This is a genomic window from Pseudacidovorax sp. RU35E, assembly GCF_900156165.1.
Lineage (GTDB): Bacteria > Pseudomonadota > Gammaproteobacteria > Burkholderiales > Burkholderiaceae_C > Xenophilus.
Genome location: NZ_FTMY01000001.1, coordinates 459,804 through 473,851 on the forward strand (window position 1 = coordinate 459,804; position 14,048 = coordinate 473,851).

At 68.9% G+C, this 14,048-nt stretch carries 16 protein-coding genes; 10 read left to right on the forward strand and 6 right to left on the reverse strand.

Going from position 1 to position 14,048, the window contains the following annotated elements; genetic code table 11:
* Positions 1-13 precede the first annotated feature (13 nt).
* The 3 genes from BXA03_RS01970 (at position 14) to BXA03_RS01980 (ending at position 2,092) form a co-directional block, all read left to right on the forward strand.
* Entirely contained in the window at positions 14-538 is a 525-nt protein-coding gene (locus BXA03_RS01970; RefSeq protein WP_076503474.1) for a phosphoribosyltransferase, read from the forward strand.
* A gap of 21 nt (positions 539-559) precedes the next feature.
* Positions 560-1,753, forward strand: a complete 1,194-nt coding sequence (locus tag BXA03_RS01975; protein WP_076503475.1) for a PLP-dependent transferase — start codon at positions 560-562, stop codon at positions 1,751-1,753.
* A gap of 135 nt (positions 1,754-1,888) precedes the next feature.
* Positions 1,889-2,092, forward strand: a complete 204-nt coding sequence (locus BXA03_RS01980; RefSeq protein ID WP_076503476.1) for a hypothetical protein — start codon at positions 1,889-1,891, stop codon at positions 2,090-2,092.
* 26 nt (positions 2,093-2,118) lie between these two features.
* Here the strand turns inward: BXA03_RS01980 and BXA03_RS01985 are convergent, their stop codons facing one another.
* Positions 2,119-2,772, reverse strand: coding sequence for an arylesterase (locus BXA03_RS01985; protein ID WP_076503689.1), 654 nt, complete (start codon positions 2,770-2,772; stop codon positions 2,119-2,121).
* Positions 2,773-2,793: 21 nt separating this feature from the next.
* Here BXA03_RS01985 and BXA03_RS01990 point away from each other — a divergent pair, with 21 nt between their 5' ends.
* From BXA03_RS01990 to fghA, 4 genes are all read left to right on the forward strand, one after another.
* Positions 2,794-3,504 (forward strand): ABC transporter ATP-binding protein, encoded by a 711-nt coding sequence (locus BXA03_RS01990; RefSeq protein ID WP_076503477.1) that lies wholly within the window; start codon positions 2,794-2,796, stop codon positions 3,502-3,504.
* Between the two features lie 88 nt (positions 3,505-3,592).
* Positions 3,593-3,868, forward strand: a complete 276-nt coding sequence (locus BXA03_RS01995; RefSeq protein WP_058641269.1) for a metal/formaldehyde-sensitive transcriptional repressor — start codon at positions 3,593-3,595, stop codon at positions 3,866-3,868.
* Between the two features lie 46 nt (positions 3,869-3,914).
* Positions 3,915-5,027 carry an S-(hydroxymethyl)glutathione dehydrogenase/class III alcohol dehydrogenase gene (locus tag BXA03_RS02000; RefSeq protein WP_076503478.1) on the forward strand — a complete coding sequence of 371 codons (1,113 nt, stop codon included), beginning with the start codon at positions 3,915-3,917 and terminating at the stop codon, positions 5,025-5,027.
* A gap of 13 nt (positions 5,028-5,040) precedes the next feature.
* Positions 5,041-5,877 (forward strand): S-formylglutathione hydrolase, encoded by an 837-nt coding sequence (gene fghA, locus BXA03_RS02005; RefSeq protein ID WP_076503479.1) that lies wholly within the window; start codon positions 5,041-5,043, stop codon positions 5,875-5,877.
* A gap of 32 nt (positions 5,878-5,909) precedes the next feature.
* Here the strand turns inward: fghA and BXA03_RS02010 are convergent, their stop codons facing one another.
* Both BXA03_RS02010 and BXA03_RS02015 read right to left on the reverse strand, forming a co-directional pair.
* Complete coding sequence (locus BXA03_RS02010; protein WP_076503480.1) at positions 5,910-6,881, reverse strand: tripartite tricarboxylate transporter substrate binding protein; 972 nt, start codon at positions 6,879-6,881, stop codon at positions 5,910-5,912.
* A 167-nt stretch (positions 6,882-7,048) separates the two neighbouring features.
* A complete protein-coding gene (locus BXA03_RS02015) occupies positions 7,049-7,948 on the reverse strand; it encodes a LysR family transcriptional regulator (protein ID WP_076503481.1) in 900 nt (299 codons plus the stop codon).
* Between the two features lie 99 nt (positions 7,949-8,047).
* Here BXA03_RS02015 and BXA03_RS02020 point away from each other — a divergent pair, with 99 nt between their 5' ends.
* The 3 genes from BXA03_RS02020 (at position 8,048) to BXA03_RS02030 (ending at position 10,969) form a co-directional block, all read left to right on the forward strand.
* The gene (locus tag BXA03_RS02020; protein WP_076503482.1) at positions 8,048-9,691 is read left to right on the forward strand and encodes an FAD-dependent monooxygenase; all 1,644 of its coding nucleotides are present in this window, start codon (positions 8,048-8,050) and stop codon (positions 9,689-9,691) included.
* A 151-nt stretch (positions 9,692-9,842) separates the two neighbouring features.
* Positions 9,843-10,604: a 23S rRNA (guanosine(2251)-2'-O)-methyltransferase RlmB gene (gene rlmB, locus BXA03_RS02025; protein ID WP_076503483.1), complete on the forward strand. Its 762-nt coding sequence runs from the start codon at positions 9,843-9,845 to the stop codon at positions 10,602-10,604.
* Positions 10,605-10,624: 20 nt separating this feature from the next.
* Positions 10,625-10,969 (forward strand): hypothetical protein, encoded by a 345-nt coding sequence (locus BXA03_RS02030; protein WP_076503484.1) that lies wholly within the window; start codon positions 10,625-10,627, stop codon positions 10,967-10,969.
* A 22-nt stretch (positions 10,970-10,991) separates the two neighbouring features.
* Here BXA03_RS02030 and BXA03_RS02035 read toward each other — a convergent pair whose 3' ends face one another.
* The 3 genes from BXA03_RS02035 to BXA03_RS02045 are packed head-to-tail and all read right to left on the reverse strand — an operon-like array spanning position 10,992 to position 14,003.
* Complete coding sequence (locus tag BXA03_RS02035) at positions 10,992-11,891, reverse strand: isocitrate lyase/PEP mutase family protein (RefSeq protein ID WP_076503485.1); 900 nt, start codon at positions 11,889-11,891, stop codon at positions 10,992-10,994.
* A complete protein-coding gene (locus BXA03_RS02040) occupies positions 11,888-12,844 on the reverse strand; it encodes a Bug family tripartite tricarboxylate transporter substrate binding protein (RefSeq protein ID WP_076503486.1) in 957 nt (318 codons plus the stop codon). Before BXA03_RS02040 ends, BXA03_RS02035 begins: the two co-directional genes overlap by 4 nt.
* Positions 12,845-12,884: 40 nt before the next feature.
* A complete protein-coding gene (locus BXA03_RS02045; RefSeq protein ID WP_076503487.1) occupies positions 12,885-14,003 on the reverse strand; it encodes a TauD/TfdA family dioxygenase in 1,119 nt (372 codons plus the stop codon).
* Positions 14,004-14,048: the final 45 nt, after the last annotated feature.

Consider the following 14,048-nt stretch of genomic DNA (forward strand, 5'->3'; position numbering starts at 1 on the left):
GAGCCCACGAACCATGTTGACCGAAGACGGCAAGCACCTGTACGTCAGCTACGACGAGTACCACAACCTCATCGAAAAGCTCGCGCTCAAGATCCACCAGTCCGGCTGGGAGTTCGACAACATCCTGTGCCTGGCCCGTGGCGGCATGCGGCCCGGCGATGTGCTGTCGCGCATCTTCGACAAGCCGCTGGCCATCATGTCCACGAGCTCGTACCGCGCCGAGGGCGGCACCATCCAGGGTCACCTGGACATCGCCCACTACATCACCACGCCCAAGGGCGAGATCGCGGGTCGCGTGCTGCTGGTGGACGACCTGGCCGATTCCGGCCACACGCTGCAGGCCGTGGTGGAACTGCTGCGCACCAAGTACTCGCCGATCACCGAGTTGCGCAGCGCGGTGCTCTGGACCAAGCAGCTGTCGGTGTTCACGCCCGACTACTCGGTGGAGTACCTGGAGACAAATCCCTGGATCCACCAGCCCTTCGAAGGCTACGACACGATGCGGCCCGAGAAGCTGCTCAAGAAGTGGTCTGTCTGAAGAGGGGCTAGCATCGGTGGCATGAGCGCATCTGCCACCGATCTGATCCATCACCCCTACCTTCCCCCGTCGAGTTTCGAGGCCCCGCAGCCGGGCATCTTCAAGGCCTCGACGGTCTTCTTCCCCAACGTTGCCGCCATGCGCGCGCGCGACTGGAAGAGCAAGGGCGGCTACACCTACGGCCTGCACGGAACCCCCACCACCTTCCTGCTCGAGGAGCGGCTCGCCGCCCTCGAAGGCGGCAGCCAGTGCCTGCTGGCCCCCAGCGGGCTGGCGGCCATCTCGCTGGTGGCGTTGTCGCTGCTGAGTCGCGGCGACGAGGTGCTGATTCCCGACAACGCCTACGGGCCCAACAAGGCGCTGGCCACTGGCGAGCTGGCCAACTACGGGGTCACGCACCGGCTCTACGACGCGATGGATCCGGCCGACCTGGCCGCGAAGATCTCCGAGCGCACGCGGCTGGTGTGGATCGAGGCGCCAGGCTCGGTCACCATGGAGTTCCCCGACCTGCCAGCGCTGGTGGACGCGTGCCGGGCCCGGGGCGTGGTCAGCGCGCTGGACAACACCTGGGGTGCGGGCCTGGCTTTCAATCCCTTCGACCTCGTTGGCGACGGCAAGGGCGTGGACATCTCCGTCCATGCGCTCACCAAATACCCGAGCGGCGGTGGCGATGTGCTGATGGGCAGCGTGGTGACGCGCGACGAGGCGCTGCACCTGAAGCTCAAGCTCACGCACATGCGCCTGGGCGTCGGTATCGGTGCCAACGACGCCGAGGCGCTGCTGCGGGCGTTGCCCAGCGTGCATCTGCGCTATTCGGCTCATGACCGTGCGGCACGCACCCTGGCCACCTGGCTGGGCGAGCGTGAGGAGATCGCGCAGGTGCTGCACCCCGCACTGCCAGGCTCGCCCGGCCATGCGCACTGGCAGACCCTCTGCGGCGCCAGCGACCTGGCGGCAGGACTCTTCTCGGTGGTGTTCGACGGTCGCTTTGCCGTGGAGGCCATCGACCGCTTCTGCGACAGCCTGAAGCTCTTCAAGCTGGGGTATTCCTGGGGCGGGCCGATCAGCCTCGTGGTGCCTTACGACATCGGTCTGATGCGGGACCCTGCCGTCAGTCACTGGCCGCACAAGGGCACCCTGGTGCGCTTCTCCGTGGGATTGGAGCGGGTGGAGGACCTGCAGGCCGACCTGGCACAGGCGCTCGCGCAGCTCTAGCCAGGCGCCTCAGGAAGGCATGGTCGAGCGCGCGCCTTCGGCCGCCGCCGGTAGGCGCCTCATCCGTTATCGCTTACATTGATCCACGTGCGCCCCAAGCCCGGGGCGTTTTTTTGACAACAGAGAGGAGTACGCGTGGCCACACCCAACTACGGTTACGAGAAGCGGCAGCGGGAACTGGCCAAGAGGCAGAAGAAGGAAGAGAAGCTGCGGGCCAAGGCGGATCGCAAGATCGCGCCCAGCAGTCCGGGTCTGGCGCCCGGGGATCCCGAAACGGATGTGGCCTCGCTGGAGCACGATGCCCCCACCGTGCCCGAGACGCCCACCAAGAACGGCTGATCGCCTTTGTTGCCGAGTCCGCCGCTTCAGCGCAGCAGCTTGCGCACGGCGGGCCAGACGTTTTCGAGAATGCGCGGATGCGCGATGGCCAGCGGATGAATGCGGTCCGCCTGGAACATCGATGCCGCATCCGGCCCATCCGCCACGTTCTTCAGCAGGAAGGGCACCACGTCGGACTGGGTTGCCTTTCCCACGCGGGCGAAGATCTCCCCGAAGCGCCGCGTGTAGTCCGTCCCGTAGTTGGGCGGCACCTGGATCCCCACCACCAGCACCTTGGCCCCGGCCGCCTGGCTGGCCTTCACCATCTGCATCAGGTTGTCCTCGGTCGATGCCAGCGGCAGACCGCGCAGTGCGTCGTTGGCGCCCAGCTCGAGGATCACGTGCGTGGGCTTGTGCTGGGCCAGCAGGGCCGGTAGCCGGGCCCGGCCGCCGGAGGTGGTGTCACCGCTGATGCTGGCGTTGACGACCTTGGCGGCGATCTTCTGATCGGCGAGGCGCTTCTCCATCAGCGCGACCCAGCCGTCCCCGCGCTTGAGGCCGTATTCAGCCGAGAGAGAGTCGCCCACCACCAGGATCACGGGCGCCTTGCCCGGTGCAGGCTGCGCGAGGGCCGAAAGACCCCACGGGCCCGCCGCCGACAGGGCGAGCGCGGCGCGCAGGATAAAGTGACGTCGAATCAGCACGCGAGTCCTTTCGAATTCATGTCCAACACCGTGGAAGCCATCGTCGCCGTCGAACACGTCCACAAGTCCGTCGCCGATTCCACAGGCACGCTGGACATTCTGCAAGACATCCATTTCACCCTCGGCGCGCGGGAGACCGCCGCGATCGTGGGTGCGTCGGGCTCCGGCAAGAGCACGTTGCTGTCCATCATCGCGGGGCTGGACGTCCCGTCGAAGGGGACCGTCAAGCTGGCAGGTGAGGACCTCTTTGCCGTGGACGAGGATGATCGGGCCGCACTGCGTGCACGCCAGGTCGGCTTCGTGTTCCAGAGCTTCCAGTTGCTGGGCAACCTGACGGCCCTGGAGAACGTCATGCTGCCGCTCGAACTGGCCAACCGCAGCGATGCCCGGGCCGCCGCCACGGAGATGCTGGCGCGGGTCGGGCTGGGGCAGCGCCTGGGCCACTATCCCAAACTGCTCTCGGGCGGCGAGCAGCAACGCGTGGCGCTCGCCCGCGCCTTCGTCGTGCAGCCGCGCCTGCTGCTGGCCGACGAGCCCACCGGCAGCCTGGACTTCGCGACCGGTGAGCAGGTCATGCAGTTGATGTTCGACCTCAACCGCGAACTGGGCACGACGCTGCTGCTGGTCACGCACGACCGGGCGATTGCGCAGCGCTGCGACCGCCGGATCACCATCGCCGCCGGCCGGGTGGCGCAGGACGAATCGACGCCCGCGCCGATGGTCGCCTGATCGCGCCGCGCGGGGGCGTCCAGTGCGCTACCGCTCGACGCCAGCCGGTCCCGCTCCTATACTCCCCCGGAGTATCGAAGGAGCCGCCTTGCCGCATTCCGCCGAAGAGAAGAAGCGCGTCATCACCCGGCTGCGCCGCATCCGCGGCCAGACCGAGGCGTTGGAGCGCGCGGTGGAGGCCGGCACCGACTGCGGCGCGCTGCTGCAGCAGCTGTCGGCGCTGCGTGGCGCCGCCACGGGCCTGATGGCCGAGGTGCTCGACAGCCATCTTCGCGAAACCTTCGGCACCGCCGGCGAACGGCCTGCCGACGCCCAGGCGGAGATCGAGCAGGTGATGCGCATCGTGCGCAGCTACCTGCGCTGAGACCATCTTCGTTTCCCTACCCATTCACTCATCAGGAGAACCGACCATGAAATCCCGCGCCGCCGTTGCCTTCAAGGCCGGAGAACCCCTGCAGATCGTCGAACTCGACGTGGCCCCGCCCAAGAAGGGCGAGGTGCTGGTCAAGATCACCCACACGGGCGTCTGCCACACCGACGCCTTCACCCTGAGCGGCGACGACCCGGAAGGCCTGTTCCCGGCCGTGCTGGGCCACGAAGGCGCCGGCATCGTGGTCGAGGTGGGCGAGGGCGTCACCAGCGTCAAGCCCGGCGACCATGTCATCCCGCTCTACACCGCCGAATGTGGCGAATGCCTGTTCTGCAAGAGCGGCAAGACCAACCTGTGCGTGGCCGTGCGCGCCACCCAAGGCAAGGGCGTGATGCCCGACGGCACCACCCGCTTCAGCTACAACGGCCAGCCCGTCTACCACTACATGGGCTGTTCCACCTTCAGCGAGTACACGGTGGTGGCCGAGGTGTCGCTGGCCAAGATCAGCCCCGATGCCAATCCCGAGCAGGTCTGCCTGCTGGGCTGCGGGGTGACCACCGGCCTGGGCGCCGTCAAGAACACCGCCAAGGTGCAGGAAGGCGATTCGGTAGCGGTCTTCGGCCTGGGCGGCATCGGCCTGGCCGTGATCCAGGGCGCCAAGCTGGCCAAGGCCGGCCGCATCATCGCGATCGACACCAACCCCTCCAAGTTCGACCTGGCGCGAACCTTCGGCGCTACCGACTGCATCAACCCCAAGGACTTCGACAAGCCGATCCAGCAGGTGATCGTGGAGATGACCACCTGGGGCGTGGACCACAGCTTCGAGTGCATCGGCAACGTCAACGTGATGCGCGCCGCGCTGGAATGCGCGCACCGCGGCTGGGGCCAGTCGGTGATCATCGGCGTGGCCGGGGCGGGGCAGGAGATCGCGACGCGGCCCTTCCAGCTGGTCACCGGCCGCAAGTGGCTGGGCACGGCCTTCGGCGGCGTCAAGGGCCGCTCGCAGTTGCCGGGCATGGTGGAGGACGCGATGGCGGGCCGCATCCAGCTGGAGCCCTTCGTCACGCACACCATGCCGCTGACGGGCATCAACGAGGCCTTCGATCTGATGCACGAAGGCAAGTCGATCCGCTCCGTCGTCCACTACGCCTGAGCGCGCGCACACGATGGAACGCATCGAACACCACGCCAGCTTCGGCGGCCGCCAGGAGGTGTGGAAGCACACCAGCGCAGTGCTGGGCTGCGAGATGAAGCTGGGCGTCTACCTGCCGCCTGCGGCACTGGCCGGTGAGGCCTGCCCGGTGCTGTACTGGCTGTCGGGCCTGACCTGCAGCGAACAGAACTTCATCACCAAGGCGGGCGCGCAGCAGCATGCGGCGCAGCAAGGGCTGATCCTGGTGGCGCCCGACACCAGCCCGCGCGGCGAGGCCATCGCCAACGATCCGGCCTACGACCTCGGGCAGGGCGCCGGCTTCTACCTCAATGCCACGCAGGCGCCGTGGGCGCCGCATTTCCGCATGGAGGACTACGTGGTGCAGGAGCTGCCCGCGCTGGTGGAACAGCACTTCGCCACCACCGCGCGTCGCGGCATCTCCGGCCATTCGATGGGCGGTCACGGGGCGCTGACACTGGCGCTGCGCCACCCGGGCCGCTATGCGAGCGTGTCGGCCTTCTCGCCCATCGTGGCGCCGACGCAGGTGCCCTGGGGCCAGAAGGCCTTCGCGGCCTACCTGGGCGAGGACCGCAGCGCGTGGGCGGCCCATGACGCGGTCGAGCTGATCGGCACCGCCACCGAGCGCCTGCCGCTGCTGGTGGACCAGGGCGAGGGCGATGAATTCCTGGCCGGGCAACTGAAGCCGGAGCTGCTGCAGAAGGCCTGCGATGCCGCGGGCCATCCGCTCACGCTGCGAATGCAGCCGGGCTACGACCACAGCTACTACTTCGTCGCCAGCTTCATCGGCGACCACGTGGCGCACCACGCCAAGGCCCTGAAAAGCGCCTGAAGCAGAGAGGGCGGCTCGCGCCGCCCTCGGCATCACTCGGCGGTGATGTTCCCGGTGCGCACCACCTCGGCCCAGCGCGTCGCGTCCCTGGCGATCAGCTTGCCGAAGTCGGCGGGCGTCGAATGCGCCGGCACCATGCCCTGCGCCTCGAAGATCGTCGCCACCTCGGGCTGCTTGAGCACGTCGGCGATCTCGCGGTTGAGCCGGTCGACGACCGCCTGGGGCGTGCCCTTGGGCGCCAGCACGCCGTACCACATGTCCACGCTGCCCATCTTGAGACCGGCCTCGGCCAGGGTGGGCGTCTGCTGCAGTTGCGGCACCCGCTTGTCGCTGCCCACGGCGAGAGCCTGCAGCTTGCCGGCCTTGATGTGCGGCAGGGCCACATGCACGGGCAGGAACATGGCGTCGAGACGGCCGCCCAGCAGGTCGGTCACGGCGCCGGCCGTGCCCTTGTAGGGCACGTGCAGCATGTCGATGCCCGAGGTCTGCGTCAGCAGCGCCATCGAAAGGTGGTGCGGCGTACCCACCCCGGGCGTGCCGTAGGTCAGCTGGCCGGGTCGGGCCTTGGCCTGGGCCACCAGATCGGCAGCCGTCTGGGCCTTCTGCACCTGCGGATTGGTCACCAGCAGCAGCGTGCCCCACGACGTGAGGGTTACCGGCGCGAAGTCGTTGACCGGGTCGTAGGGCAGCGACTTGTACAGGCTCTTGTTCATCACCAGGGTGTTGACCTGCACCAGCAGCGTGTAGCCGTCGGGCGCGGCGCGGGCCACGCGCTCGCTGCCGATGTTGCCGCTGGCGCCGGGCACGTTGTCCACCACCACCGGCTGGCCCAGGGTCTTGGGCAAGCGGGCCGACAGCTGGCGGGCCACGATGTCGATCCCTGTGCCAGGCGTGTAGGGCACCACCAGCGTGATTGGGCGGTCGGGCCAGGCCCAGGCAGGGGCGGCGGCCGTCATCGCGGCGGCCACCAGGGGCAGCCAGCGCATCCATTTCGTCGTCTTCATGTCTCCACTCCTGCCGCATGCCGCGGCGTTCGATCGCAGGTTGCGCCAGCGCAAGGCGGCGCGTCGAATCAAAGGCTATTGGGCCAGCGCCCAGCCATGAAGTGAAATTCAGGAATCACATGCATTGATTAGCCGTGGCAATGAATGCGCAGAGCGACAGTGCGTGCTCAGCGGGACATCGTGGGCAGCAGCTCGACCAGCACTTCGTCGAAAGCCTGCATTGCCGCCGTCTGTGCCGCACCGCGTCGCGACACGCGGTAGAAGCCCAGCTTGAGCTGCGGACTGCCCAGCACTTCCATGGCCACGCGGTGGTGCCGACAGGCGGCCACTGCGAAGGTGGGGATGACGGCATGGCCGAAGCCCGCCTCCACCATCGAGATCATCGTGGCAATGAAGCTGACCGGTTGGGTTTCCGCGGGTACCACACCCAGGCGGTGCAGGTGGGTGTCGATGCTGCGCTGTATCGGGTTGTCCGTCGGCAGCGTGATCAGTCGCGTGCCGCGCAGCGAGGTCCAGTTGCTGCGGCCCACTGCGGCGGGCGGCTCCTCGGCGGGCGAGACCTTCATCAGCGCGAACTCGGCGATCTGACGCCGCACCAGCCCCGCGCTCACCTTGAAGAAGAAGCCCAGCCCGATGTCGGCCGCGCCCGACTCCACCAGCGACTGCACGCCCTGCAGGTCGCTGTCCATGAGCTGGATGCGCACCTCCGGTTGAGCCTGGCTGAATCGCGCCAGCATCTGAGGCAGCAGGTGCGAAGACACCAGCGGCGTCGCTGCGATGCGCAGCTGCTGCCGCGTGCGCTGGCCCAGGGCGCCGACCTCGGCGCCGGCATCGTCCAGCTGTTGCAGCACGTTCTCTGCCACGGCGGCGAAGCGGCGGCCGGCCTCGGTCAGCTGCACCGCGCGCGTGGTGCGGTCGAAGAGCCGGGCGCCGAGCTGCTTCTCGACCTCGCGCACCAGGATGCTGAGACCGGCCTGGGTCATGTGCACCCGCTCGGCCGCCCGGGTGAAGCTGCCGGCCTGGGCGACGCTCAGGAAGGCGCGGATCTGCCGCATGGTCAGGTTCATATGCCGATTTTATGAGTGCATGTCATACCTAAACTTGTCTGATGCCTGGCGCTACGGCCCAATACCGCCATCGCCTACATGACATCGGGACCGCACACCATGACCGCAGACAACGCAAGCACCGGCATTCCGCACGAGAAGACGCAGGTCGTCATCGTCGGCGGCGGCCCGGTGGGCATCGGCCTGGCCATCGAACTGGGCCAGCGCGGCATCCACTGCACGCTGGTGGAGCGCCACCGCGAGCCGCAGCCCATTCCCAAGGGCCAGAACCTGACGCAGCGCACGATGGAGCATTTCCATTTCTGGGGCGCTGAAGCGGCCCTGCGCGCAGCCCGCACCATTCCGCCCGAATACGGCATCGGCGGCCTGACGGCACATGGCACGCTGCTGAGCCCGTACCACTATGACTGGCTGCAGCGCGAACTGGTGCGGCCCTACTACTTCACCGCCAACGAGCGCCTGCCCCAGTACGCCACCGAGGCGGTGCTGCGTGCGCGTGCTGCCCAGTTGCCCACCGTGCGCGTGCTGTACGGCTGGACGGCCGAGGACGTGCGCGTGGACAACGACACGGTGTACGCCGAGGTCGCCGAGACTGGGGGCGAGGGCCGCCGCGTGATCGAGGGGCGCTACCTGGTGGGCTGCGATGGCAGCCGCTCCAAGGTGCGGGCCCAGGCCGGCATCACGCAGACGCTGTCGGACCACGACCGCATGATGGTGCTGCTGGTGTTCCGCTCCGAGGGCCTGCACCAGCTGCTGTCGCGCTACCCTGGCAAGTCCTACTACAACGTGCTGCAGCCCGAACTGGACGGCTACTGGAAGTTCTTCGGCCGTGTCGACCTGGGCAGCACTTGGTTCTTCCATGCGCCGGTGCCGCCCGGCACCACGCGCGACAACTTCGACTTCAAGCGCTACCTCCACGAGGCGGTGGGTGCCGAGTTCGAGGTGGACTTCCAGCACATCGGCTTTTGGGACCTGCGCTTCGCCATCGCCGACCGCTACCGCGCCGGCCCGGTCTTCATTGCGGGCGACGCGGCCCACAGCCATCCGCCTTACGGCGGCTACGGCGTCAACACCGGCTTCGAGGATGCGCGCAATCTGGGCTGGAAGCTGGCCGCCACGCTGCAGGGCTGGGGCGGCGAGGCGCTGCTCGATTCCTACGACGCGGAGCGCCGGCCGGTGTTCGCCTCCACCTCCCGCGACTTCATCGCCCGCTCCATCGAGATCGACCGCGACTTCCTGCGTGCGCACGACCCGGCCCGCGACCCCGCCGCCTTCGAGCAGGCGTGGAATGCGCGCAGCAGCGGCGCTGTCGGCGAGGTGCAGTCCTTCGAGCCGCATTACGAAGGCTCGCCGATCGTGCTGCATGGCCCGGGCGCGGAGCCTGGTCCATGCAGCGCGGTGGGCAGCCACAGCTTCCGGGCGCGCCCCGGCCACCACCTGGCGCCGGCCGCTTTGCACGACGGCCGCAATGTTTTCGAGGCGCTGGGCGAGGGCTACACGCTGCTGGCCTTTGGCGCAGCGGACGACGACGTGGCGGCCATGGTCGAGGCCGCGGCAGCGGCGAAGCTGCCCTTGACCGTGGTCCGCGACACGGCGGAGGGCGAGCGTCAGCGCTACGGTGCCGCGCTCGTGCTGGTGCGTCCGGATCAGTTCGTCGCCTGGTCCGGCGACGGCCTCGCCAGCACCGGACAGGCGCAGCAGGTGATGGACACGGCGAAGGGCAGCGGGGCCGCCGGCTCCTGAACGGCGCGGGCAGCGACGCCTTGCACTGTCCCTTGGGCGCCAGCCGAGGCGACCGCGCCCTCGGCCGGCGCGCCCATGCGGCGCCCGCCGACAAGCCCGGCGCATGCGCAGGAGGGCGGCTCCCCGGTCGCCGCCGATAATCCCGCGCGATATGTCTTCCTCCCCCAAAGTGATCTTCGGCTTCCACGCCGTGGGCGTGCGGCTGAAGACCTCGCCGGGTTCCGTCCTCGAGGTGCTGTTCGATCCCACGCGGCGCGATGCCCGCATGAAGCAGTTCATCGCCCGCGCGCAGGAAAGCGGCGTGCGCCTCATCGAAGCCGACGGCGTGCGCCTGGCGCGCCTGACAGGCGGCCATGGCCACCAGGGCGTGGCCGCCCGCGTCGAGCCCGTGGCCCAGACCCACTCCCTCGACGAACTGCTCGACCAGCTCGAAGCCGCGGGCACCGTGCCGCTGCTGCTGGTGCTCGATGGCGTGACCGACCCGCACAACCTCGGCGCCTGCCTGCGCGTTGCCGACGGTGCCGGCGCCCAGGCCGTGATCGCGCCCAAGGACCATGCCGCCGGCATCAATGCCACCGTGGCCAAGGTGGCCAGCGGCGCCGCCGAGACGGTGCCCTACTTCATGGTGACCAACCTGGCGCGCACCCTCAACGAGCTGAAGGAGCGCGACATCTGGGTCGTGGGCACCAGCGACGACGCGCCAGGCACTCTCTACCAAAGCGACCTGCGCCGCGCCACGGCCCTGGTGCTGGGCGCCGAGGGCGCCGGCATGCGCCAGCTGACCCGCAAGACCTGTGATGAGCTCGTGAGCATTCCCATGGCCGGCGCGGTCGAGAGCCTGAACGTGTCCGTGGCCAGCGGCGTGTGCCTGTACGAGGCGATGCGCCAGCGGCAGGCGGCCGTCGCACCCTGATGACGAAAGAGCAAGAAGCCATGAACGACAACAACGACGACAACACGCTGCCCGGCCAGGGTGCCGCCTTCGAGCCCTCTGGCAAGCTGGCCTTCGACATGACGCTGGCGCTGTACCTGGACCTGGTGTCGCTGCTGGAGCGCAACGGCGTGGTGAGCTACCGGCAGATGGCCGCACGCGTGCTCAGCATCAGCATGAACGCGCGTGAGGACGGCAACCAGCCGTTGGCCTCGGCGCTCGAAGGCATCGCCCAGGGCTTTGCCGGCCGGGGCGACGGGCTGTCGATCAACACCCTCCGGGTGGCCAACGACCTGCGCAACGACGAAGCCATGGGGGACATCCCCATGCGGCCCGAAGGCCTTTGACGGGATCTCGTCCGCGCCCGCTTCAGCGCGGCGCGGTGGCCGGATCGGCGTAGTCCCGGCCGCGTGCCAGCAGCTCGGGCGTGCCGATGACGGCGTTGAGCTGATCGAAGTCCAGCATCTGCGGCCGCAGCGATCCCGTGCTCCCTTCCAAGGCCAGCGTCTGGAAGTAGTGCTGCAACCCGGCGGCCACCCAGCGGGCGGTACCGCCGGGGAAGATGACGATGCGAAAGCCCAGGTCCCCCAGGTCGGCCGCCCGGCTCACCGGTGTCAGCCCACCTTCGATCATGTTGGCCAGCAGCGGCAGACGCGGGCCGAAGCGTCGGCAGGCCGTGGCCATGTCCTCCCGCGTGCGCAGCGCCTCGATGAAGAGCCCATCCACGCCGCATTCCGCATAGGCCTCGGCACGTGCGAAAGCGGCCTCCAGGCCCTCGACGGCCACGGCATCGGTGCGGGCGAGGATCAGCGTGTCGGCATCGCGTCGCGCATCCAGGGCGGCCTTGAGCTTGCCGCACATCTCCGCCTGGGACACCAGCGCCTTGCCGGCCAGATGTCCGCAGCGCTTTGGAAAGTCCTGGTCCTCGAGCTGGATCATGGCGGCACCGGCGCGCTCCAGGTCGCGCACCGTGCGCTGCACGTTCAGGGCATTGCCGTAGCCGGTGTCGGCGTCGACGATGACGGGCAGGTCGACGCGGTCGGTGATGCGGGCCAGCACCTGGGCCGTCTCGGTGGCCGTGGTCAGCCCGACATCCGAGCGACCGAGCTGCGTGTACGCCACGGCACCTCCCGAGAGGTAGAGGGCTTCGAAGCCCGCCTGCTGCGCGAGCAGGGCCGTGAGCGCGTCGTAGACGCCAGGCGCCAGCAGCGGGCGTGGCTCGGCCAGGCGTCGGCGCAGGGCGGCGCCGGGGGCGGTCCGTGCGCTCATTCCGGCCGCGCTCCGGTGGCCGTCACGATCCGGCCCCAGCGCTGGATCTCGCTCTTCACGAAACGGGCGAATTCCTCGCGGCCCGTGCCCATGGCGATCAGGCCCTCGGTCTTGAAGCGTTCCTTCATGGCGGGCGTGTCGAGCGATTCGCGTGCGGCGCGAGAGAACTGCTCGGCCAAGTCCGGGTTCATGCCGGCCGGGCTGAAAAGGCCATACCAGGCGCTGAAGTCGAAACCGGGGATGACCTCCGCGATGGCAGGAACGTCCGGAAACTCGGGCAGCCGCTGTGCGCTCGTGATGCCCAGGGCCTTCACTTTGCCGGCGCGGATCTGCGGCTGCACGCTGGCCACCCCTGCGATGGCCAGTTCGATCTGGCCGGCGATCACGTCCTGCAGCGCCGGGCCGGTGCCCTTGTAGGGCACGCTCGTGATCTTCAGGCCGGCGTCGAGCTTGAGCACCTCGCCGGCCAGATGGTTGGCGCTGCCCAGGCCAGCAATGGCGATGTTGAGCTTGCCGGGCCGGGCCTTGGCCAGGGCGATTAGCTCGCGGATGTTGTTGGCGGGCAGTGAGGGGTGGGCGACCAGGATGCCGGGCAGCGAGGCGATACCCGCCAGCGGCGTGAAGTCGGCGACGGGGTCGAAGGGTAGCTTGTCGTAGAGCGTGGGATTGATGGCATGGCTGGTGTAGCTCAGCAGCAGCGTGCCGCCATCCGGTGCGGCCTTTGCCACGGCCGCCGCGGCGATGTTGCCGGCCGCGCCGGGCCGGTTGTCGATGACGAACTGCCGGTTCATGCGTGGGCCCATCTCGTGGCCCAGCGACCGGGCCACGATGTCCGTGCCCCCGCCCGGCGTGGCGCCGACCAGCAGCCGGCTGACGGTCTGTGCCTGCAGTGGCCCGAAGGCCAGTCCCAGCGGAGCGGCGCCCAGGGCGCGTATCAGATGACGTCGTTGCATGGTGTTTGTCTCCTCGTGTGCTCTGTCGGCCTTGCAGGGCTCAGGCGGCGGCCGCCTCGCGCGTGACCAGGGGTCGCCATGGCCGCCAGGCCATGCCCAGGACCCGTGCCTGTCGCTCCTCATAGTCGAGGAATTCGCGGGTGATGGCGCTGCCGCGCACGCCACCTCGCACCGCGCCGGCGCGCACGTCGCCGTAGTACTCCTCCCACTGCGGCGGCAACGGCTGGGACGAGGGCACGGCCAGCCACAGGCGCAGCAGGTGGCGCTTCTGGTCGGCTTCGTCGAAGTCCTCGAAGGGCGTGCGCGAATGCAGCGTCACATAGTTGTTGAGCAGCTGCATGTCGCCGCGCTCCAGTTCCATCGAATAGCACAGCTTGTCGCTGGGCATCAGCTGGTCGAGCAGGTCCAGCGCCTCGACCTGCGCGGACGTCAGCCGCGGCACTTCGTCGAAGTCGCGCTGCGCGGCGTCGGTGTTCTTGCGGTTGGTGCGGGCGCAGAAGTACACCGGGTCGTCGCCGAAGATCGGGCAGCCGTAGTAGGGCGGCTGCACCGGGTCCTGCGTACCCTGGTAGCTGTGGAACCAGCGCTGCTGCAACACCGGCATCAGGTCGGGCCGCAGCCGCTGCACCTCGTCGCGCAGTGCGATGGAGCTGATCACCTTGCTAGTGCCACCGCTGCGCGCCGTGCGCCGGCAGAGCAGGGCGACCACGTCGCAGGAATCCTGGTGGAAGTCCAGCCCCGCATTGGTGTTGTAGCCGCGCCCGCCCTTGACCTTGTAGCTGGCGCCGATGTCCCGCACGTCGTTGATGATCTCGCTGGCGCGGTTCTGCGTACGACCCACGCCCATGTACAGGCTCATGCCCCAGTAGGCCAGGCGCGTGTCCGCCTCGCTCCAGCGCTCGACGGGAAAGCCCTTGAGCAGGCACATGCCCCAGCGCCCCTGTGTTGCCTCGATGGCGCGCCGCAGCACGGCCTGGGCGGCAGCGGGCAGCGGGAAGTCGGCCTGCGTCATGGCGAGCAGCGGCTTGTCCAGCCCGCGGGCATGCGTGAGTGCTGCGTCGAAGCCCGCCACCTCGGCGGGGTTCATGCGCAGGATCCAGCTGTCGTCCTGGGCCACGTCCCGGGCCAGCCAGGCCCGGGCTTCGAAAGGGGGATGCATGGTGCGTGTCTCCTGCCCGCCGGGGGATGCCGCGCATCGCGAGAC